Here is an 18,923-nt window from a genome sequence, read left to right as displayed (position 1 = left end):
TCTAATCCGGACTGGAGGTCACCGCTTGATCACCTAAAGAAATGGCTTCACGTAAGAGAAAACCCGGCCCTCAGGCCAACGAGAGCGCGATCCCGTCGAGGATGTCGTGCTCGGAGATCACCAATTCGTCAGGACCACTGCGCGTGGCGAACTGCTCGGCCAGCACCTGCACGATCACCGAACCGCCGCCGATCACATCGACCCGGCCCGGGTGGATCACCGGGTTCGCCGCGCGGGTCGCGTGGTCGGCCGTGAGAAGCGACCGCGCGACACGGTCGATGTCCGCGTGGGAAAGCTTCGAGAGGTGGGTGCGCTCGGAGTCGTACTCCGACAGGCCCTGCGCCACGGCCGTCAAGGTCGTGACCGTCCCGGCGACACCGATCCAGGTCTTGGCGGTGGACACGTCCACGACGTCGAAGGCCTCGGTGAGGACCTTGGCGGCCAGTTCGCGGGCTTCGGCGATTTCGGCCGCTGTCGGCGGGTCGGACTTCAGCGCGCGTTCGGTGATCCGCACACAGCCGATGTCGACTGACTTGGCCGCGATGACCTCGGCCTGGCGGCCGTCCCAGGTCCCGACCACGAGTTCGGTCGAGCCGCCGCCCACGTCGACCACCACGAACGGGCCGTCGTCGGGATCCTGCTCGCCGACGGCGCCGGTGAAGGACAGCCGCGCCTCTTCGTCCCCGCTGATGACTTCGGCCTCGGTGCCGAGCACCTCGCGCGTCATCGCGAAGAACTCGTCGCGGTTGCTCGCGTCACGAGTCGCCGACGTCGCGACCATGCGGACCTTTTCGACGCCCTTGCGGCGCGCGGCGACCGTGTAGTCGGCCAGCGCCTTGCGGGTGCGCTCGAGCGCCTCGGGGGCCAGCCTGCCGGTGGCGTCCACCCCCTGGCCGAGGCGGACGATCCGCATCTCGCGGTGCAGGTCGCGCAGGTCGACCGTCCCGTCGTGGCGGGGGGTCAGCTCGGCGACGAGCAGACGGATGGAGTTGGTCCCACAGTCGATCGCGGCAACACGAGGCATGCCGCCAGAGTAGTCAATGCGATCAGGGGGACTTGGTACCGCTGGTGTCCGTCGGCGTCACCGTCGTGGTCGTTGTGGTCGTCGTCGGCGAAGTACAAGTCGACGGCGGCGGCGTGGTCGAACTCGTGGTCGTCGGGCTGGTGCTCGTGGTCGGTACCGTCTCCGTCACGGTGACCGTCGGGCATTGCGGTGGCTTCGAGCTTGGCGACGATTTCGACGGCGAAGAACTCGAATTCGTCGGCGACAGCGAGCTCGACGGCGGCGGCGTCACCGAACCGGGTGGCGTCGACGGCACCGGAGGCGGCGGCACCGACGCGGGCGGCGGAGCGGCACCGGCGTTCGGTGCGCCGATGGGCACCCTGCTGTCCGGCGTCGGCAGCACACCCGTGCGGTAGGCCTCGGCCCAGATCAGCACGGTGTTCACGTAGGTGTCGGAGTTGTTGTAGCGGAAGACGGCCGCGCGCAACTGGTCCGGTTTGGACAGATCGAGCCCGCCGGAGCACAGGTACCGCCCGGTGCCCAGCGCCGCGTCGAAGATGTTGTTCGGGTTGGACTCGCCGTCGCCGTTGCCGTCGGAGGCGTAGCCCTTCCACGTCGACGGGATGAACTGCGTCGGGCCGACGGCGCGGTCCCAGACCGTGTCACCGTCGAATTTGCCGCCGTCGGTGTCCGGGATGGCCGCGAACGGTCCGGCGCCGTTGAGCTGCGGGCCCAGGATCGGTTCGAGGGTGTTGCCCTTCGCGTCGACGTAGCCGCCGCGCGCGTGGTTGGACTCGATGCGGCCGACACTCGCGATCAAAGCCCAGTCGATGTGACAGGTGGGCTGTTCGGCGATGAGGATGTCGGCGGCGTTGCGGTACGCGGCGAGCGCGGTGACCGGGATGCCGAGCGGTCCGTTGGGGAGTTCGTCCGCGGGCAGCGGGAGCGGGGTCGGGGCGTTCGGCAGGCTGCCGTCGACACCGATCTGCTGGACGAGCGGGTTCTTCGGGTCATAGCCGCCGACGAGGGCGACGTTGTCGGAATGGACCGTGCTCGCCGTCGCGGCCCAGCTGCCGGCGGCGATGACCCCGGCACAGGCCGGGACGATGGCGAGGACGCCTCCGGTCACCGCGGCGATCGTGCGGTGCCGGAGACAGAGTCTCCGGACGGCTCGGGGTACGCGTCTCAGGCGAGAGCCCATGGATACAACACCGGTCACCGCGCCTGGCACGTGCCTCACGCGCATACCTCAGAACCCTCCCGGCGGATCGCGATCCGGCGATCCGGTACTTGCCAACCCCGTCAACCCCGACCGTGCCCAGCCTGCCGCATACGGTGACCGGTTTCACCCCATAGGGGAGGACCAGTTGGTCGACATCGGGTGAATTAACCCACCTGGAGGAACTATCTGTGCACCAGGGGTCGGTGTTACCCCTGGCAGTCGCCCGACGGCCACCCGTTGGCTTTGAGCAGCGCGAGGGTTTCGTCGCCGAACGGGTTCACCCCGGGGCCGACGGCGAGCGTGTGTGCCAAGTGGACGTGCAGGCATTTGACGCGTCCGGGCATCCCGCCCGCGCTGACCTCGTGGCCGAGCGGGTCGATGGCGTCGCGTTCGGCGAGGTAGCTCTCGTGGGTCCGCTGGTAGGCGGCCGCCAGCTCGGGGTCCTCCGCGAGCCGGTCGGTCATCTCCTTCATCAGCCCGGACGCCTCGAGCGTGCCCACCATCGAAGTCAGCTTCGGACAGGTCAAGTAGTAGAGCGTCGGGAACGGGGTGCCGTCGTCGAGGCGGGGACTGGTCTGCACGACCGACGGGTGGCCGCTCGGGCAGCGCGCGGCGACGGCACGCAGCGCACGGGGTGCCCGGCCGAGCTGGTCCGCGATGATCTCGCGGTCGGCGTCGGTCACAGGCTCGAAGGAAGACTTTTCCGTGCTGTTCACGCCCATAAGGCTAAACGCCCGGCTGAAGGACGCTTTCCCCGCATAGGACGTGGTGAAAGCTCCCTTCACCGCATCTCATGCGGTGAAGGTCCCCTTCAGCCGCCCGCGACCTGATCCCACAGCTTCTCGTACCAGGAGCCCGCGGGCACCGGCTGCTGACCTTGCGGCTGTCCCGGTGCGGGCGCCTTGTCCTCGGGGAGCTGCACGATGTACGGCGTCTCGCCGGGCTTCACGAAACCGAACCGCTTCCGCGCCTCCGCCTCGATCTGCGCGGGATCGCTCAGCTCGGCCTTGCGGCCTTCCAGCTGGGTGACGCTTCTCTGCAGTTCGGACTGCAACTGCTGCTGCTCGTTCACCTCGGACTTCTGGCTGAGGTACGTGCGCAGCGGGACGGCGATGGTGAACGCGAGCGCGCACACCACGATCGCCACCACCGCGGCCCGGCGGGTGGTGGACATGCCGAGCACCTTCGCGGCACCCGATGCCCGTTTCGCCGCCAGGCTGCGGCGCAGCCGGGTTCGGGCGCGGACCTCCGTCGTCGTCGTGCGACGGGCACGCTCCGGACGGCGGCCCCTGCTGGAGCCACCGCCGCCCGCGCGCCCGCTGCTACGACGGGTCGTCCGCGCCCTCCCCCGGTCCGCCATCATCTTTATCGCGCCTTCACTGGCCGACTCGTCGCGACTTCAAAAGATCAAAAAACACTCCCGCCTCACCCCTCCGGGCTGAACCGCGGGAACGCGAGGTCGCCGGCGTAGCGCGCCGCGTCGGCGAGGGTCTCCTCGATGCGGAGCAGCTGGTTGTACTTGGCGATCCGCTCGCCGCGCGCCGGGGCGCCGGTCTTGATCTGGCCGACCCCGGTCGCGACGGCCAGGTCGGCGATGAAGGTGTCCTCGGTCTCGCCGGACCGGTGGCTCATCATCGACTTGTAGCCGTACGAGGTGGCCAGCGAGATCGCGTCGAGGGTCTCCGACAGCGTGCCGATCTGGTTGACCTTCACCAGCAGCGCGTTGGCGGCGCGGCGGGTGATGCCCTCTTCGAGGCGGTCCGGGTTGGTGACGAACAGGTCGTCGCCGACCAGCTGGACCTTCTCGCCGATCTCGGTGGTCAGCTGGACCCAGCCGTCCCAGTCGTCCTCGCTCAGCGGGTCCTCGATGGACACGAGCGGGTAGTCGCGGACGAGCTCGCCGTAGTAGGCGGACATCTGCTCGGCGCTCTTCTTCGCGCCTTCGAAGGTGTACGCGCCGTCGGAGAAGAACTCCGTCGCGGCGACATCGAGCGCGAGCGCGACGTCGCGGCCCGGGGCGTACCCGGCCTTCTCGATCGCCTGAAGGATCAGGTCGAGCGCCTCGCGGTTGTTCTTCAGGCTGGGCGCGAAGCCGCCTTCGTCGCCGAGGCCGGTGGCCAGGCCGCGACCCTTCAGAACCGACTTCAGCGAGTGGTAGACCTCGGTGCCCCAGCGCAGGGCCTCGCGGAACGACTCGGCGCCGATCGGCGCGATCATGAATTCCTGGATGTCGACATCGGTGTCGGCGTGCGCGCCACCGTTGAGGATGTTCAGCATCGGCACCGGCAGCACGTGCGCGTTCGGCCCGCCGAGGTAGCGGAACAGCTCCAGCTCGGCCGACTCGGCGGCGGCCTTCGCGACGGCGAGCGAAACGCCGAGGATGGCGTTCGCGCCGAGGCGGGACTTCGCCGGCGTGCCGTCGAGGTCGACCAGCTTCTGGTCGACGATGCGCTGGTCCACGGCGTCGGTGCCGACCAGGTCCGGGCCGATCTCGTCCAGGACGGCCGCGACCGCGCGCTCGACACCCTTGCCGTTGTACCGGCCGGGGTCGCCGTCACGCAGCTCGACGGCTTCGTGTTCGCCGGTGGACGCACCCGAGGGGACCGCGGCCCGCGCCAGCGTGCCGTCGTCGAGAGCCACCTCCACTTCGACCGTCGGGTTGCCTCGCGAGTCCAGAATCTCGCGAGCGCCTACCTGCTCGATGAGCGCCACGCCATGCTCCTCATGTGGGTTGTGCCTGCGGTGACCGCGCCCAGCCTAGCCGTCGGCGCCGTTCACCCGTTGGAGGCACGCGCCACAATGCGCCCCGACCAGACCTACGAGTCGGTTGGTTCACCTGCGCGAACTTCCCGCCAACCGGACGGAAGCTCGACGGTGTCGGAGAACTGCTGCCAGAAGGTCCAGCTGTTCCCCCCGATGTCGGAGACGGTGAACACGCGGGCGCCGTAGGGCTGATCCTGGGGCGCGTCGATGTCGGCGTCGTCGCCCAGCGCGGCGCGGACGCGCTCGTACTGCGCGTCGGCGTCGGGGACGTACACGATGTTCAGCTGCCCGACCGGGCCGTCGACACCCTTCGCCTGCCAGTACTCGGGGCCGACCCCGGCCAGCTGGATCTTCGCCGGACCGGCGCACAGCGTCGCCTGGAACACCTCTCCGGAGGCGTCGGCGAAGCGCACTTCCTCGGTGAACCCGAACACTCTGACCAGCCATGCGACCGCCTCGGTCGCGTCTGCGTAGTAAAGGTACGGCGCGAGACCGAGGTAGCCGGGCTCGGTTTCGGGCCTATCCGCTTCGGCACTGCTCATGGCAGGACAGTTCACCATGACCGTTTCAGCGCCTCGTGAACGGCCCTGCCCCCGCGTATCATGGAGCGGACCATGATGGATGCCGAACCCGCCCCAGAACCCGGTCAGGACCCGTCCGGCGAGTCGCGGTTCCGTGCCTTCCGACAGGCGGAGGCACTGGTCGAAAGCCGCAGGCCGCTCGACGCCCTCAAAGCCCTCGAACCCCTGCTCGAAGAGGAAACCGACAAACCGAGTGTCCAGTTGCTGGCAGCCCGCGCGTACTTCCACTCCGCACAGTTGCGCCGGGCCGAACGCGCCTTCACCCGGGTGCTGGAACTGGACCCCACCGATCATTACGCCCGGTTCGTGCTCGGGCGGACCCTCCAGCGCCTCGGCCGGTTGACCGAGGCGCTCGCGCAGATGCGGATCGCGTCGGCGATGCATCCGATCCCGGAGTACCTGGAAGCGATCAGCGAGGTCAGCGCGCGGATCGCGTTGCGCGACTGACCAGCTCGCCGTCGCGGGAGCAAGGGACCTTTGCTCTCAATCCTGATCGCCGTCACCCCTGGAGCAAGGGACCTTTGCTCTCATTTGGACTTGGCCCGCAGGTGGGCGCGCTCGCCCTGCTTGCCGAACAGCACCAGCAGTTCCACCGGCCCCGGCCCCGCGCTCCCGAACCAGTGCGGCACCCGGGTGTCGAACTCCGCGGCCTCGCCGGGCCCCATCGTGAAGTCACGGTCGCCGAGCACCGCCCGCAACCGTCCGCTGAGGACGTACATCCATTCGTAGCCCTCGTGTGTCCGCTGCACCGGTTCGATGTCCTCGACCGGGATCAGCAGTTTGAACGCCTGCGGCTGGCCCGGCTGCGCGGGCAGTGACCAGGCGGTGAACCTGCCGAACTTCTGCGCTTTCATCCGGACGCGGGGATCCGCCGGTTCGGGTTCGCCGACCAGTTCGTCGAGCGGGACCTGATGCGCCGCCGACAGCGTGAGCAGCAGCTCCAGCGTGGCCTTCCGGCTGCCCGATTCGAGCCGCGAGAGCGTGCTGGCGGAGATCCCCGTCGCCTCCGAAAGCGCGGAAAGGGTGGTGCCGCGTTCCTTGCGAAGCTGCTTGAGCTTCGGGCCGACCTCGGCGAGCCGTCGTTCGATGTCCTCCATGTCCCCAGTTTGCCAAATCGGCAATGAACTTTGCCAACTTTCGAAGAAATCCGGATGCTCGGGAGCATGAACAACGACTACGACGTGGTGATCATCGGTGGTGGCGTCGCCGGCCTCAGCGCGGCGCTGGTCCTGGGCAGGGCGCGGCGCAAGGTCGTCGTGATCGACGGCGGCACCCCGCGCAACGCGCCCGCCGCGCACGCGCACGGCTTCCTGACCAGGGACGGCATTCCACCCAAAGAACTGCTGGAGATAGGCCGTGACGAGGTCCGCGGCTACGGCGTCGAGATCGTCGAGGACGTCGTCCACCGGTTGCGGCACGACAAGGCGGTGGAACTGGCGAGCGGCCGGGTCGTCAGCGGTCGCCGCATCGTGGTGACCACCGGGCTGGCCGACGAACTGCCGGATGTCCCCGGCGTCGCGGAGCGTTTCGGCGCCGACGTGCTGCACTGCCCGTACTGCCACGGCTGGGAAGTGCGCGATCAGCGCTTCGGCGTGCTCGCGACCTCCGAGAAATCGGTCCACCAGGCGCTGATCGTCTGGCAGTGGAGCAAGGACTTGACCTTCTTCACGCATACACAGCAGATCTCGGCCGAAGACCGGACGAAGCTGACCGGGCTGGGCATCCGGATCGTCGACGGGAAGGTGTCCGAGCTGGCCGTCGAGAACGACCGGCTGACCGGGGTCCGGCTCGTCGACGGCGAGTTCGTCGAACGCGATGTCGTGTTCGTCGGCCCGAAGTTCGTCCCGCACGACCGGCTTCTCGCCCAGATCGGCTGCGCGCGCACCGAAAGCGGCTCGATCGCGGTGGACGCGCAGGGCCGCACGAACGTGGACGGTGTCTGGGCGGCGGGGAACGTCGTCGATCCGATGGCACAGCTGGTCGTCGCGGCGGGCGACGCCTACCGGATGGCGTCGGCGCTCAACTTCGACCTGGTGCTCGAGGATCAGGGCGCGACGCTGGCGTCCGCGTAGGCGTCGGCCGCGCTGAAGACCTCCTGGGCGTAGGGCACGGCCGGGTTGAACGTCCGCATCGCCTTCCACCAGCCGACCGGGGTGGCGACGTCGTCGCCGTCCGCGCACAGATAGCGGGAGGTGGCGAAGGCGGCGTCGTCGAGGTCCTTCGGATCCGGCTGCTTGCCGTCACTCCTGGCCCGGGCGGCGTGCTTGGCCCACACGTCGGGCGGGAGCGTGATCGGACCGGGCCTGCCCTGCGCCGCCTCGACATGGGAGATGCCCGCGAGGGTCGCCCACGAAAGGTGACAACCCGGCTTCTGCCGCCGAAGCCACATCTCGGCGCGGCCGTAAGCGGACAATTCGGTTTCGGACAGCCGGGTCTTCGCCGCCACCCGTTTCGCCCAGGTCTCAAGCTCGGCCGCGTCGGAAACGGTGGGCCGGTCGGGCGGCGCGGCGCGCCCGGCGCGCGGCGTCGCCACCCCCGGCTGAGGTTTCTGGTCGGGGACCGCGAGCGCGGGCTGGGGCTGCGCCGGCGGGGGCGGTTCCTCCCCGCCCGGCCGGTTCACGCCGACGGTCATGATCAGCACCACGCCCGTGAGCACGAGCCCGCCCGCGAACGCGAGCCTGGGGACGTACGGCGGCAGAGGGCGCGCGGGGTGCTCCGGGGCGTCGGTGCTCGACTGGGTGGTTTCGGCCACCCGGTCAGGTTACTTCGCCACACTGCCGGGCGATGACCCATTCGGCTTACGAAGCCGACTGACGGTGAAGCGGATCGGCGATTCCGGCTGTCGCGAAACTACCGGCACCGCACGCTTGACCTCAAGTTAAGTGGAGATCGCAGACTGGATCCATGTTCAGTGAAGCGGAACTCGACTACCTCGCCACCCAGGGACTCGGACGGCTCGCGACGGCGCAGCCGGACGGCACGCTGCAGGTCAGCCCGGTCGGTTACACCTACAACACCGAGACCCGCACGATCGACATCACCGGCTACGAACTGGCGAAGAGCAAGAAGTTCCGGAACGTGGCCGCCAACGGGCAGGCCGCGTTCGTGGTGGACGACATGCCGTCGCAGGATCCGCCGAGGATCCGCTGCCTCGAGATCCGCGGCCGGGCCGAGGCGCTGACCGGCGCCAACACCCCCGACGGCCATCTCGACGGCGCGGTGATCCGGCTACACCCCTCGCGGATCATCAGCCTCGGCGTCGACGACCCGGACCACGACCCGCTCGATCTCGTCCCGCACAACCGAAACGTCTGACCGGGGATGTCATGAAAGGGTCGTTCCTGACGAATTTCGTCAGGAACGACCCTTTCAGGACACTTCGGCGAAGTCAGCGACGGGCGCCGTAGACCGCGTAGGCACCGAAGCCCACGACGGCGAACACCACGGCGGTCCACAGGGCTGCCGCCACATCGGCAGGTTGGAACAACCAGGTCGCTACCAGGTTCACGGTGTCCGTACCCGACGACGCCATCATGACCACGAAGGCGACCACGAGCGCGAGCAGCGGCAACGTCCACCCGAAGGCCCCGCCGAACAGCACCGCGGCGAGCCCGGCGAGACCGAGCAGTCCGGCCACGTTCCGCACGATGATCTCCATCGGCACCCGCTCCGCCTCCCACAGCCGCGGCAGGAGCACGGCTCCGACGCCGAGGCCGCCGATCAGCAGCAGATGCAGACCGCGACGGGGAAGCCACCGGATCGCGGCGGTCCGATCGAGATCGACGTCTTGCCCGCTCAGCCCGGTGGCCAGTACCGCGACCGCCACCGCGAGCGCGAGGGAAACCGGGATCTCCGACCAGCGGTCCCGAGCCAGGAACCACAGCACGGCCATGCTCACCACCAGCGCCGCGAACGACGCGGGCATGGCACGCGAGCGCGCGTACAGCACCGCCCACCTCATCGGGCGCCGCCGAGGAGGATGTCGAGCTGGTTACCCTGGCAGGTCAGGCCCGCCTGCCGCTGCGCGATGATCCGCGTGCGCCGCACGTCGGGCGGCAGGGCACGGAAGGTCTCCCAGTTCCGGAGGACCTCGTTCTTCTTCCCCTCGCTCAGCCACGAACCCTCGAGCATCTTCCACTCACCGAGGAACCAGCTCGACGTGATCGACCGCGCGGTGAGTTCGTCCACAAAGGACCTGTCGGCGCCGTGGAGGGTGTAACAGGTCGGCGCCACCGCCCCGGCGACCAGTGCCCGCGTCATGTCGTCCGGATTCTTGATCGAGCGGAAGGACCAATCCAGCAGGTCGACCAGGACGGTGTCGGCGGCACGCGGCGGCACCTCGTCGGAAGCCACCCGCCGGTTCAAGGCCGTGATCCTGGCCGGCGCGTCCGGCAGGGTTCCCAAGAGCCGCAACGCTTCTTTGCCAGGCCCGGCGATACGGGCGAGGTCGGGTTCGAGCATGCGAGGAACACAGACCGGGCCGTCGCAGACCATCACCGTCGCGCGAGGGTCGACGGTCTTGGCCTCGCTGTAGGTCGCGGGCAGGATGGGCATCGCGATCGCGACCGCCCCCAGCACGGGAACGACGGAGAGTGCCTTCGACCGCTTGGAGCGGGCCGCCAGCAAGAGGAATCCGGTCGCGGCCAGCCCGGCGAGCCAGACCCCCTGTCCGAGATCCATCCGGCTCGCGGTGGTGATGAACGGATCGTTGGTGACGTCCATCGCGGGAGAGAGCGAGTAGGCCCAGGCCGGAACAGCGCCTACGAGCACGCTGCCCTCCGACCCCGCGATCTGGAACACGAGCACCGTCACGAGAGCGGCGACGGCCACCGCGGGCGCGGTCAGCGGATGCGGCAGCAACCGGCCGATCCCCAGCCCGATCCAGGCCCCAGCGAGCATCGCGAGCACACCGACCACGACGAGCGGCAGCCAGCCGAAGGTGAAGAACGCGCCACTGAAGATCACTTGGACGGCACCGACGGCGAAGATCAGCAGATAGCCCAGCACCAGCAGGCCGCCCAGCGCACCGGCGAGTTTCGCGGCGCGGTGCCAGCCTGGTCGCGGCATCGTGGTGAGGAGTTCGGCCATCCCGGACCGGCTGTCCCGCATACCTTGGATGACCCCGGCGCCGATCGCGATCGGCCACAGGAAGACCAGCAGGAACCGGCTCCACTCCGCGGCGGGCACCCAGTTCTCGTCCCAGGCGAGCGGTGCCTTCGACCACGGACCGCTGAACGAATACAGGAACCCGAACGCGACGACGAGAACGGCGAGCGTCGCCCACGGGGCGATGGAACGGCGGAGTTCGGTCCGCAGGATACGAGTGTTCACCAGTTCCCCCTCCCCGGCTCGTGCCCCAGCAGCGCCGAGTAACCGCGCTCGATCGGGCTGTCTCCGACGTACTCCTCGCTCCCGGCCGCGGCCAGTTCGTCCGGCGTCCCCTGGAAGACGAGTTTCCCGTTTTCGAACAGGACGACGTCGGTGCAGGCCGTCGCGACGTCCTCGACGAGATGCGTCGAGACCACCACGCAGGCCTCACGGCCGATTTCCTGAAGGAGGTCCCGGAACCGCACGCGCTGCGCGGGGTCGAGTCCGGCGGTCGGCTCGTCCAGCAGGAGGAGGTCCGGATCGTTCACGATCGCCTGCGCGATCCCGACCCGCCGCACCATGCCGCCGGACAGCGTCTTCATCCGGTCGTCTGCGCGATCGGCGAGACCGACCCGTTCGATCGACCGCTGCACCGCTCCCGGGATGTCTTCCTTCGCCATTTCCTTCAGCCACGCGATGTACTCGACGAATTCGCGGACGGTGAAGCGTTTGTAGAACCCGAAATTCTGCGGCAGATAGCCGATACGGCGGCGTAGGCGGCGCTGATCGGTGAGTCCCCCGACGGATTCACCGAGCAGCGCCAGCCCTCCCTCCGCCGGCCGGAGCACCGTCGCCAGTGCCCGGATCAGCGTGGTCTTCCCCGCCCCGTTCGGGCCGAGCAGACCGTGCACCCCCGTGCCGAGTTCCAGGTCGAGCCCGTCCACGGCGAACTTGCGTTTGCCGACCCGGACCTTCAGTCCTTCCGCCTTGATCTGCCACGCGTAGGTCGTCGGTGCGACCTCCGCGGCCCCGACAGCACGCATCATGTCCTCCCCTTCGTTCATCGTTCGGATCCGGTGAGCAGGCCGAAGACGCTCCGCCGGAGCACCACCACGACCGCGGTCAGCGCGAAGATCGCGCCCCACACCGGGAGCAGCCGGGGTTCGAGCGCGGTGGCACGCCCCTGTGAAGCCACCGCGGGTGCCAAGATCACCGCCGCCCAGATCCCGGCCAGGACGTAAGCCGCCCGCACCACCCCGATCACTCCGCCGAGCGCGAGCGTCCCGGTGGTGAAGGCCAGGCTCGGCAGGAGACCGAGCCCGAATCCGTCGCCGCCGAGCCAGCCCGAGAGGGCCTGTATCGGCAAAACGACGGCAAGGACCGCCGTCGTCCGGCGCAGCAGCAGGTACAGCCCGGCCCGCGGCGTGGAGGTGACGAGTTCGTAGGCGGGGTCGAGCCCCCTGGACCACGACACCGCGACCCCGAGCACCGGCAGCAGCGGCGAGAAGAGCTGGACGAACGAATACCCCTCGGTCCCGGTGAATCCGACCCAGTCCAGCAGGAAGCCCAATGCCGGGATCAGGACGATCATCACCAGCCACGGCAGCATCACCGGCGTCACCCAGGTGTGCAGCCGTCCGGCCCACCGATTTCGCATGGGCCCGGGCCCCGCTTCGGCGAGTTTCGAATCCAAACCGGCCCAGACGTCGTCCACCAGCGCCGACACCGCCGGCATGCTGACCGCGGACAGCCTTCCCCGGCATTCCGCACAGGATTCGAGATGGGCTTCGACCGCCCAGACCTCGTCACCGGCCAAGCCGTCGTCCCCGCGGACGTAACCGGCGAGGAGCTGTCCGGACACGTGTTCCTTGTTCACGACAGCGCCTCCCGCATCGCGATCCGAGCCCGCCTGGCGCGGGTTTTGACGGTTCCTTCCGGCAGGCCGAGCAGGACCGCGGTCTCGCGGACGGTCAGTCCGTCGAGCACCATGGCCTGCAGGACCTGGCGTAGTTCGGGAGCGAGCCGGCGCAGCGCGTCGCCGACGGCCTCGCCGACCGCACCGGCCAGCGCCTCGTCCTCGGCGGCGGGCGCGACGGCCGCTTCGGCGACCGGCAGCGGCTGCGCGTATTTCGCCCGGCGGCGGAAGGCGTCGACCAGCCGCCGCGCGGCGATCGTCCACAGCCAGCCGACGGCGCTCCCGCCGACCGCGGAACCGGCGAACGCCCCCGCCGCGCGCCAGACCGCGAGGTAGGTCTCCTGCATCACCTCGGCGACGATCTGCTCGTCGGCGCAGCGACGGCGCAGGCGCACGGCCAGCCACGGCGACGTGCGGCGGTAGAGCTCCTCGAACGCCGCCCGGTCACCTTTGGCCGCGCGGCGGACGAGCTGCTCTTCGTCCGGTTCCGTTCCCTTCACACCCGGCAAGACGCGGGGACCGCCGAAACGGTTCTCACTCGATTGTGTTCCGCGTCACAAGGGCCGATTGCTCACGTGAAGGTGTGAACCGGCCGTCAGGAAGCCGGCCAGAACTTGCGCCAGCCGTCGGCCTCCAGCGTCGCCGGTTCCAGACCGGCGTCGCGCGCGGCCTGTTCGGCGTCGCGGATGTCGCGCGCGAACCGCTTCGCCACGGCACGGAGCTCGCCTTCGGGATCGATTCCCGCCCGGCGCGCGGTCGCGGCCACCCGGAACAACTGGGCCGCCGCTTCGGAACCTTCGGGGAACAGGTCGAGCGGGATCCCGGCACGGCCGCTGCGCTGCCCGAGCTTCCCGGCGAGCGCCACGGCGGGCTGACCGAGCGCGACACCGTCCACAATGGACTGACGGCTTTTCTCGGCCTGTTTCAGTTCTTCCCACTTGAGATTCTGGTCGCTGACGGTCTCGACCCGGGGAGCATCGGCGAAGACATGCGGATGACGGCCGACGAGTTTCGCGACCAGTTCGGAAGCGACGTCGTCGATCCCGAACGGATCTTCCGTGTCTTCGAACGCGACGCGCGCGTGGAAGAGCACCTGGAGCAGGACGTCACCGAGTTCCTCGCGCAAGGCGGCCCGGTCGCCCTCCTCGATCGCGTCGAGCAGCTCGTAGGTTTCCTCGACCAGGTACTGCCGCAGCGACTCGTGCGTCTGGACGGCGTCCCACGGGCATCCGCCCGGCGAGCGGAGGCGGTCCATCACGTCGGCGGCCTCGACCAGCGGCGGAACGGGCGCTTCGACCACCCGCGCACCGGCCCCGATCAGCGCCGCGGCCTTGGGTTCCCTTCGCGAACCGGCGATGAGCACGAGGTCGCGCACCTGCGTGTCACCGAGCGCCGGTACCCCGAAGACCTCGGGATCGACATCGGAAGCCGCGTACACGGCACTGCTGTTCCGCAGGATCGGAAGTGCCGCGGCGGGCAGCGTCGCCCCGCGGGCGATCACGACGACGGCAGCGGTCACGGGTTTTGCTGGGCGGCACCGTGCACAGGCAGCACGATGCCCTTCTTCGAAGCTTCGTTGGGCGCGAGGTCCATGCCGACAACATCCCACACGCCGTAGCGTGGGTTCACCTTGAGGTCGACCTGGTCGAGGTAGGACTGGAGGAGCCGGACACCGACCTTCGCCAGCTGCTGAGCGCTGGGCTGCGCGGCCTGATCCGAAGCGACGGGCTTGTCGGCGGTCCGCTCACGCACCACGACGACGACCCACAGCGGCTGCTGCGGTGTCGGCTTGAACGCGGCGACGGTGTTGGGTTCGAGACCGAAGAGGACGGTGGCCGCGGTCGCGGGCGACTGCATCGCCGGCAGTTTCTGCCCGGTGCCCGCCTGCATACCGGGCGTCTGCTCGTCCTGCGCGATCAGCTCGGCCGCCGCGGTCGGAGAGGCGGCGAAGCGCCGGGCCTTCTCGATCGCCTGCTCGCGCAGCTGGTCCGCGTCGGCACCGGTGGCGTCGGTCGAGGAGACCGAGCTGAAGTCGAACGAGACGCTGAGCTTGTCCAGGTACTTCATCGCGAGCTGGGTCTGGATAGCCGCGTCGACCAGGGATTCACGGTGGTCCCGCACCCTCGCCACGAGCTGCTGGACGCTGAGCTCGGGGTCGTCCTGCGGGTTGGCCTCCATCGGCTTCGCCAGCGGGTCGTTCTGCAACGCGTTCGTCACGAGGGACTCGTCGACCCCGATGCCTTCCCGCTGACCGGCGCGCACGGTGAGGTCGTGCAGGATCTCCTGGCGGACGATCTCGCGGCCGACGAGGTCGAGCTTGTGCTCCTTGGCGAGCTGCTGCCCGTACGGGTGCTCACGAACCGCCTTGTCGATCAGCTCCTGCACGCGATCCACCGAAACGGTCTTGCCGCCGACGATCACCGCCGTACCGACCTGCCCGGGTCCGGCGTTGCATCCGGCGAGAAGGAGAGAACCGGCAAGAACCCCGACCAGCGCGCGACGGCGCCCCATGATCCGCATCACAGCGCCTACCCTCTCACACCGCTCCTGGCGTGGAAACCAGTCGTGAGTGGCGATTCGGGTTCTAGCCCGAATCGCCACTCACGACCCGCACCTTCCCGCACCCTGGTCGCTCGAAGTACGTGAAGGACCCCTTCCTTGCGCCTAGCGCAGTGAAGGGGTCCTTCATGTACTTGGGGAAGGCCTTCACGGACCGTAGGTACCGGCTCCGGTCCCGCACGACGGCCGTGTCACGCGACGGGCGCCGGCGACTTCATCAGATTCGTCAGCAGCTTCGCGCACCAGTCCAGCAGCTCCTCGTCCCGCAGTGTCGGGGCGCCGATCCGGCCGCCCGCCGGGCCCTCGGTCGGCCTCGGCACGGAAACCGTGTTCGTCACCGTCTTGTAGAGAGCCTTGGGGTACAAGCGCTTCAGCCGCACCAGCTGCGAATCCGCCAGCGGCAGCGGGGCGAACCGGATCGACGTGCTCTGCACGGCGACCTCGGTGACGCCCGCCGCGCGGCAGGTGTGCCGGAACGCGGCGACGGCGAGCAGCCTCCGCACCGCCGCGGGCGGCTGGCCATAGCGGTCGACGAGTTCTTCGCGCACCGCGTCGAGCCCGGCCTGGTCGGGCGCGGCCGCGATCTTGCGGTACGCCTCCAGCCGCAGCCGTTCGCCAGGGACGTAGTCGTGCGGGATGTGCGCGTCCACCGGGAGGTCGACCCGGACGTCGGCGAGTTCTTCCTCCTCCGCCGTGTCCGCGCCCGCGTGACGGCGGAACGCGTCGACCGCTTCGCCGACGAGCCGCACGTACAGATCGAAACCGACGCCCGCGATATGCCCGGACTGCTCGGCGCCGAGGATGTTGCCCGCGCCGCGGATCTCGAGGTCCTTCATCGCGACGGCCATACCCGCGCCCAGTTCGGTGTTCTGCGCGATGGTCGCCAACCGGTCGTGCGCGGTCTCGGTGAGCGGCGCCTCCGGCGGGTACAGGAAGTACGCGTACCCGCGCTCTCGCCCGCGCCCGACCCGGCCGCGCAGCTGGTGCAGCTGCGCGAGCCCCAGCAGGTCGCCTCGTTCCACGAGCAGCGTGTTCGCGTTCGAGATGTCCAGCCCGGTCTCGACGATCGTGGTGCAGACGAGCACGTCGTACTCGTTCTCCCAGAAGCCCTGGATGATCTTTTCGAGTTTGTCCTCGTTCATCTGCCCGTGCGCGGTGACGACACGCGCCTCCGGCACCAGCTCGCGAATGCGCTTCGCGGCCTTTTCGATCGAGGAAACCCTGTTGTGCACGTAGAAGACCTGGCCGTCGCGCAGCAGTTCGCGCCGGATCGCGGCGCCGACCTGTTTGTCGTCGTACGTGCCGACGTAGGTCAGGATCGGGTGCCGGTCCTCGGGCGGGGTCAGGATCGTGGACATCTCGCGGATCCCGGCGAGCGACATCTCCAGCGTCCGCGGGATCGGCGTTGCCGACATGGTCAGCACGTCGACGTGCGTCCGCAGTGCCTTGATGTGCTCCTTGTGCTCGACGCCGAACCGCTGTTCCTCGTCGACGATCACCAGGCCGAGGTCCTTGTACCGGACCCCGGTCTGCAGCAGGCGATGCGTGCCGATCACGATGTCGACGTCGCCGGAGGACAACTGTTCGAGAACCGCGTCGGATTCGATCTTGTTCGTGAACCGCGAGAGCCCCCTGATCTTCACCGGGAACGAACTCATCCGTTCGGTGAAGGTGTTCAGGTGCTGCTGCGCGAGCAGCGTCGTGGGCACGAGCACCGCGACCTGCTTGCCGTCCTGCACCGCCTTGAACGCCGCGCGCACCGCGATCTCGGTCTTGCCGTAGCCGACGTCACCGCAGATGACGCGGTCCATCGGGACGCCGCTTTCCATATCCGCCTTGACCTCGTCGATCGCGGCGAGCTGATCGTTGGTCTCGGTGAACGGGAACGCGTCTTCCAGTTCGTTCTGCCACGGCGTGTCCTGCCCGAACGCGTGCCCTGGCGCGGACTGCCGCGCGGCGTAGAGCTGCACCAGTTCGGCGGCGATCTCCTTGACCGCCTTCTTCGCCTTGGCCTTGGTGTTCTTCCAGTCGGACCCGCCGAGTTTGTTCAGCGTCGGCAGCTCGCCGCCGACGTAGCGGGAGACCTCGTCGAGCTGGTCGGTCGGCACGAACAGCCGGTCCCCCGGATGCCCGCGTTTGGAGGAGGCGTACTCCAGCAGCAGGTACTCGCGGGTGGCGCCGGCGACGGTGCGCTGCACCATCTCGATGAACCGCCCGATGCCGTGCTGGTCGTGCACGACGTAATCGCCCGTTTTGAGGGCGAGTGGGTCGACGGCGTTGCGGCGCCGCGACGGCATCTTGGTACTGAAGTCCTTTGTGGACGTTCCGGCGCCGGAGCCTCGGCCGGTCAGATCCGATTCGGACAGCACGACCAGGGCTTGCTCCGGCGAGACGAAGCCGTCCGAAAGACCGCCACATGTCACCGTCACGACGCCGGGCGTCAGCGGACCGGTGATGCCTTCCGCGAGCGAGGCGGGCACCTCTCCGGCCGAAAGCTGCTCGACGGCGCGGGCCGCGGTGCCGTGCCCGGCGACGACGAGGACCGCCGTCCCGCCCGCGGCCGTATGCGCGCGCAGATCGGTCGTCGCCCGCTCGACCTCGCCGCGGTAGTTCGGCGCGGCCTCGATCGAGACGCGGTAGACGTCGGGATCGTCACTGGCCAGCTGCGTCAGCGTCCACCAGGGGCGCTTCGTCTCCTGAGCGTGCTTCGCGATCTCCGCGAGGTCCTGGTACGCCGACGCGCCGAGGTCGATCGGCGCCTGCCCGCCCGCGGCGGCCGTGGTCCAGGACGCTTCGAGGAACTCCTGCCCGGTGCGCACCAGATCGGCCGCACGGGCACGGATTTTCTCCGGATCGGCCAGCAGCACGTGCGTGCCCTGGGGCATCGCGTCGGTCAGGAGGTCCAGCTCGCCCTCGCACAGCACCGGGATGAGCGCTTCCATGCCCTCGACGGGGACCCCGCCGGAAAGCTTGGTGAGCATCTCGGTGAGCTGGGCGTCCGCTTCGTACGTCGTCGCCAGCTCGGCGGCCTTCGCGCGCACCTGCTCGGTGAGCAGCAGCTCACGGCACGGCGGCGCGCTGACGTGCCGGATCTCCCCCGGCAACGACCGCTGGTCGGACACCGCGAACGCGCGGATCTCGCTGACCTCGTCGCCCCAGAACTCGACGCGCACCGGATGCTGCGCCGTCGGCCCGAACAGGTCGAGGATGCCGCCGCGCACGGCGAACTCGCCGCGCTTCTCGACCATGTCCACCCGCGTGTAGGCGAGCTCGACCAGCCGTTCCAGCAGCCCTTCGAAACTCTGCTCCTCGCCGACCACCAGGTCGATCGGCGCGAGCGAGCCGAGCCCGGGCGCCATGGGCTGGATGAGGCTGCGGACGGTCGCGACGACGACGCGCAGGTCGTCGGCCCCCGTCTTCAGGCGATGGAGCACCTCCAGCCGCCGCCCGACGGTGTCCGCCCGCGGGGACAGCCGCTCGTGCGGCAGCGTCTCCCAGGACGGGAAGTCGGCGACGGCGCCTTCGCCGAGGAACGACTTCAGCGAAGCGGTCAGCTCGTCGGCCTCGCGGCCGGTGGCGGTCACCGCGAGCACGGGGCGGCCGGCGCCCTCGTCCGCGGCGAGGGCGCCCGCGACCAGCTGGCGGGTGGCGATCGCGCCCTGGAGTTCGAGCACCGGGGCACCGGCCCGCTCCACGACCCCGCGAAGGGCCGGATCGGGAAGGATGGAATGAAGGAGTCCGGACAATGGAGCGTTTGTCACCGTCCCAGCCTACGTGGGGGCACCGACAGTC

Annotated in this window: 19 protein-coding genes; 3 read left to right on the top strand and 16 right to left on the bottom strand. The window is 69.3% G+C overall.

Going from position 1 to position 18,923, the window contains the following annotated elements; all coding sequences use genetic code 11:
- Positions 1-70 precede the first annotated feature (70 nt).
- From DMH03_RS10350 to DMH03_RS10325, 6 genes are all read right to left on the bottom strand, one after another.
- Positions 71-1,024 carry a Ppx/GppA phosphatase family protein gene (locus DMH03_RS10350; RefSeq protein WP_125782558.1) on the bottom strand — a complete coding sequence of 318 codons (954 nt, stop codon included), beginning with the start codon at positions 1,022-1,024 and terminating at the stop codon, positions 71-73.
- Positions 1,025-1,046: 22 nt separating this feature from the next.
- Positions 1,047-2,249, bottom strand: coding sequence for a lytic transglycosylase domain-containing protein (locus DMH03_RS10345; RefSeq protein WP_125791803.1), 1,203 nt, complete (start codon positions 2,247-2,249; stop codon positions 1,047-1,049).
- Between the two features lie 182 nt (positions 2,250-2,431).
- Positions 2,432-2,947 carry a DUF501 domain-containing protein gene (locus tag DMH03_RS10340; RefSeq protein ID WP_370310801.1) on the bottom strand — a complete coding sequence of 172 codons (516 nt, stop codon included), beginning with the start codon at positions 2,945-2,947 and terminating at the stop codon, positions 2,432-2,434.
- An 89-nt stretch (positions 2,948-3,036) separates the two neighbouring features.
- Positions 3,037-3,399 (bottom strand): septum formation initiator family protein, encoded by a 363-nt coding sequence (locus DMH03_RS10335; RefSeq protein ID WP_125792864.1) that lies wholly within the window; start codon positions 3,397-3,399, stop codon positions 3,037-3,039.
- A 251-nt stretch (positions 3,400-3,650) separates the two neighbouring features.
- On the bottom strand, positions 3,651-4,937 hold the full coding sequence (eno, locus tag DMH03_RS10330; RefSeq protein WP_125791801.1) for a phosphopyruvate hydratase: 1,287 nt from the start codon (positions 4,935-4,937) through the stop codon (positions 3,651-3,653).
- Between the two features lie 104 nt (positions 4,938-5,041).
- Entirely contained in the window at positions 5,042-5,530 is a 489-nt protein-coding gene (locus DMH03_RS10325; protein ID WP_125791800.1) for a glyoxalase/bleomycin resistance/extradiol dioxygenase family protein, read from the bottom strand.
- Between the two features lie 72 nt (positions 5,531-5,602).
- Here DMH03_RS10325 and DMH03_RS10320 point away from each other — a divergent pair, with 72 nt between their 5' ends.
- Positions 5,603-6,016, top strand: a complete 414-nt coding sequence (locus DMH03_RS10320; protein ID WP_125791799.1) for a tetratricopeptide repeat protein — start codon at positions 5,603-5,605, stop codon at positions 6,014-6,016.
- 80 nt (positions 6,017-6,096) lie between these two features.
- Here the strand turns inward: DMH03_RS10320 and DMH03_RS10315 are convergent, their stop codons facing one another.
- On the bottom strand, positions 6,097-6,666 hold the full coding sequence (locus tag DMH03_RS10315; protein ID WP_125791798.1) for a helix-turn-helix domain-containing protein: 570 nt from the start codon (positions 6,664-6,666) through the stop codon (positions 6,097-6,099).
- 54 nt (positions 6,667-6,720) lie between these two features.
- On the opposite strand from DMH03_RS10315, the gene DMH03_RS10310 reads away from it, so the two are divergent.
- Complete coding sequence (locus DMH03_RS10310) at positions 6,721-7,641, top strand: NAD(P)/FAD-dependent oxidoreductase (RefSeq protein ID WP_125791797.1); 921 nt, start codon at positions 6,721-6,723, stop codon at positions 7,639-7,641.
- Here DMH03_RS10310 and DMH03_RS10305 read toward each other — a convergent pair.
- Positions 7,614-8,321 (bottom strand): murein transglycosylase, encoded by a 708-nt coding sequence (locus DMH03_RS10305; protein WP_125791796.1) that lies wholly within the window; start codon positions 8,319-8,321, stop codon positions 7,614-7,616. The two genes, DMH03_RS10310 and DMH03_RS10305, sit on opposite strands and share 28 nt — an antisense overlap.
- A gap of 152 nt (positions 8,322-8,473) precedes the next feature.
- Here DMH03_RS10305 and DMH03_RS10300 point away from each other — a divergent pair, with 152 nt between their 5' ends.
- Positions 8,474-8,884, top strand: coding sequence for a PPOX class F420-dependent oxidoreductase (locus DMH03_RS10300; RefSeq protein ID WP_125782545.1), 411 nt, complete (start codon positions 8,474-8,476; stop codon positions 8,882-8,884).
- A 73-nt stretch (positions 8,885-8,957) separates the two neighbouring features.
- Here DMH03_RS10300 and DMH03_RS10295 read toward each other — a convergent pair whose 3' ends face one another.
- The 8 genes from DMH03_RS10295 to mfd form a co-directional block, all read right to left on the bottom strand.
- Positions 8,958-9,518, bottom strand: coding sequence for a hypothetical protein (locus DMH03_RS10295; RefSeq protein ID WP_125791795.1), 561 nt, complete (start codon positions 9,516-9,518; stop codon positions 8,958-8,960).
- Between the two features lie 8 nt (positions 9,519-9,526).
- Entirely contained in the window at positions 9,527-10,900 is a 1,374-nt protein-coding gene (locus tag DMH03_RS10290) for a hypothetical protein (RefSeq protein ID WP_125791794.1), read from the bottom strand.
- Positions 10,897-11,700, bottom strand: coding sequence for an ABC transporter ATP-binding protein (locus tag DMH03_RS10285; protein ID WP_125792863.1), 804 nt, complete (start codon positions 11,698-11,700; stop codon positions 10,897-10,899). Before DMH03_RS10285 ends, DMH03_RS10290 begins: the two co-directional genes overlap by 4 nt.
- A gap of 17 nt (positions 11,701-11,717) precedes the next feature.
- Positions 11,718-12,533, bottom strand: a complete 816-nt coding sequence (locus DMH03_RS10280; RefSeq protein WP_125791793.1) for a zf-HC2 domain-containing protein — start codon at positions 12,531-12,533, stop codon at positions 11,718-11,720.
- Complete coding sequence (locus DMH03_RS10275; protein ID WP_125791792.1) at positions 12,530-13,072, bottom strand: RNA polymerase sigma factor; 543 nt, start codon at positions 13,070-13,072, stop codon at positions 12,530-12,532. The genes DMH03_RS10280 and DMH03_RS10275 overlap by 4 nt, the downstream gene beginning before the upstream one ends.
- A 95-nt stretch (positions 13,073-13,167) precedes the next feature.
- Positions 13,168-14,091 (bottom strand): MazG family protein, encoded by a 924-nt coding sequence (locus tag DMH03_RS10270; protein ID WP_125791791.1) that lies wholly within the window; start codon positions 14,089-14,091, stop codon positions 13,168-13,170.
- Positions 14,088-15,092, bottom strand: a complete 1,005-nt coding sequence (locus DMH03_RS10265) for a hypothetical protein (RefSeq protein WP_125791790.1) — start codon at positions 15,090-15,092, stop codon at positions 14,088-14,090. The genes DMH03_RS10270 and DMH03_RS10265 overlap by 4 nt, the downstream gene beginning before the upstream one ends.
- A 230-nt stretch (positions 15,093-15,322) precedes the next feature.
- Complete coding sequence (gene mfd / locus DMH03_RS10260; protein WP_125792862.1) at positions 15,323-18,877, bottom strand: transcription-repair coupling factor; 3,555 nt, start codon at positions 18,875-18,877, stop codon at positions 15,323-15,325.
- Positions 18,878-18,923: the final 46 nt, after the last annotated feature.

The sequence above is a fragment of the Amycolatopsis sp. WAC 01376 genome (assembly GCF_003947415.1).
In the GTDB taxonomy this organism is placed as follows: Bacteria; Actinomycetota; Actinomycetes; order Mycobacteriales; family Pseudonocardiaceae; genus Amycolatopsis.
Note: the sequence above shows the minus strand (reverse complement) of the source record. Positions and strands in the feature narration are given on the sequence as shown.

Excerpts from the sequence above, each read along its gene's own strand:
- DMH03_RS10265 (WP_125791790.1), bottom strand. The coding sequence starts at position 15,092 with ATGCGGATCATGGGGCGCCGTCGCGCGCTGGTCGGGGTTCTTGCCGGT.
- DMH03_RS10315 (WP_125791798.1), bottom strand. The coding sequence starts at position 6,666 with ATGGAGGACATCGAACGACGGCTCGCCGAGGTCGGCCCGAAGCTCAAG.
- DMH03_RS10320 (WP_125791799.1), top strand. The coding sequence starts at position 5,603 with ATGATGGATGCCGAACCCGCCCCAGAACCCGGTCAGGACCCGTCCGGC.
- DMH03_RS10300 (WP_125782545.1), top strand. The coding sequence starts at position 8,474 with ATGTTCAGTGAAGCGGAACTCGACTACCTCGCCACCCAGGGACTCGGA.
- DMH03_RS10285 (WP_125792863.1), bottom strand. The coding sequence starts at position 11,700 with ATGCGTGCTGTCGGGGCCGCGGAGGTCGCACCGACGACCTACGCGTGG.
- DMH03_RS10345 (WP_125791803.1), bottom strand. The coding sequence starts at position 2,249 with ATGCGCGTGAGGCACGTGCCAGGCGCGGTGACCGGTGTTGTATCCATG.
- DMH03_RS10325 (WP_125791800.1), bottom strand. The coding sequence starts at position 5,530 with ATGAGCAGTGCCGAAGCGGATAGGCCCGAAACCGAGCCCGGCTACCTC.
- DMH03_RS10350 (WP_125782558.1), bottom strand. The coding sequence starts at position 1,024 with ATGCCTCGTGTTGCCGCGATCGACTGTGGGACCAACTCCATCCGTCTG.
- DMH03_RS10310 (WP_125791797.1), top strand. The coding sequence starts at position 6,721 with ATGCTCGGGAGCATGAACAACGACTACGACGTGGTGATCATCGGTGGT.
- DMH03_RS10335 (WP_125792864.1), bottom strand. The coding sequence starts at position 3,399 with ATGTCCACCACCCGCCGGGCCGCGGTGGTGGCGATCGTGGTGTGCGCG.
- DMH03_RS10340 (WP_370310801.1), bottom strand. The coding sequence starts at position 2,947 with ATGGGCGTGAACAGCACGGAAAAGTCTTCCTTCGAGCCTGTGACCGAC.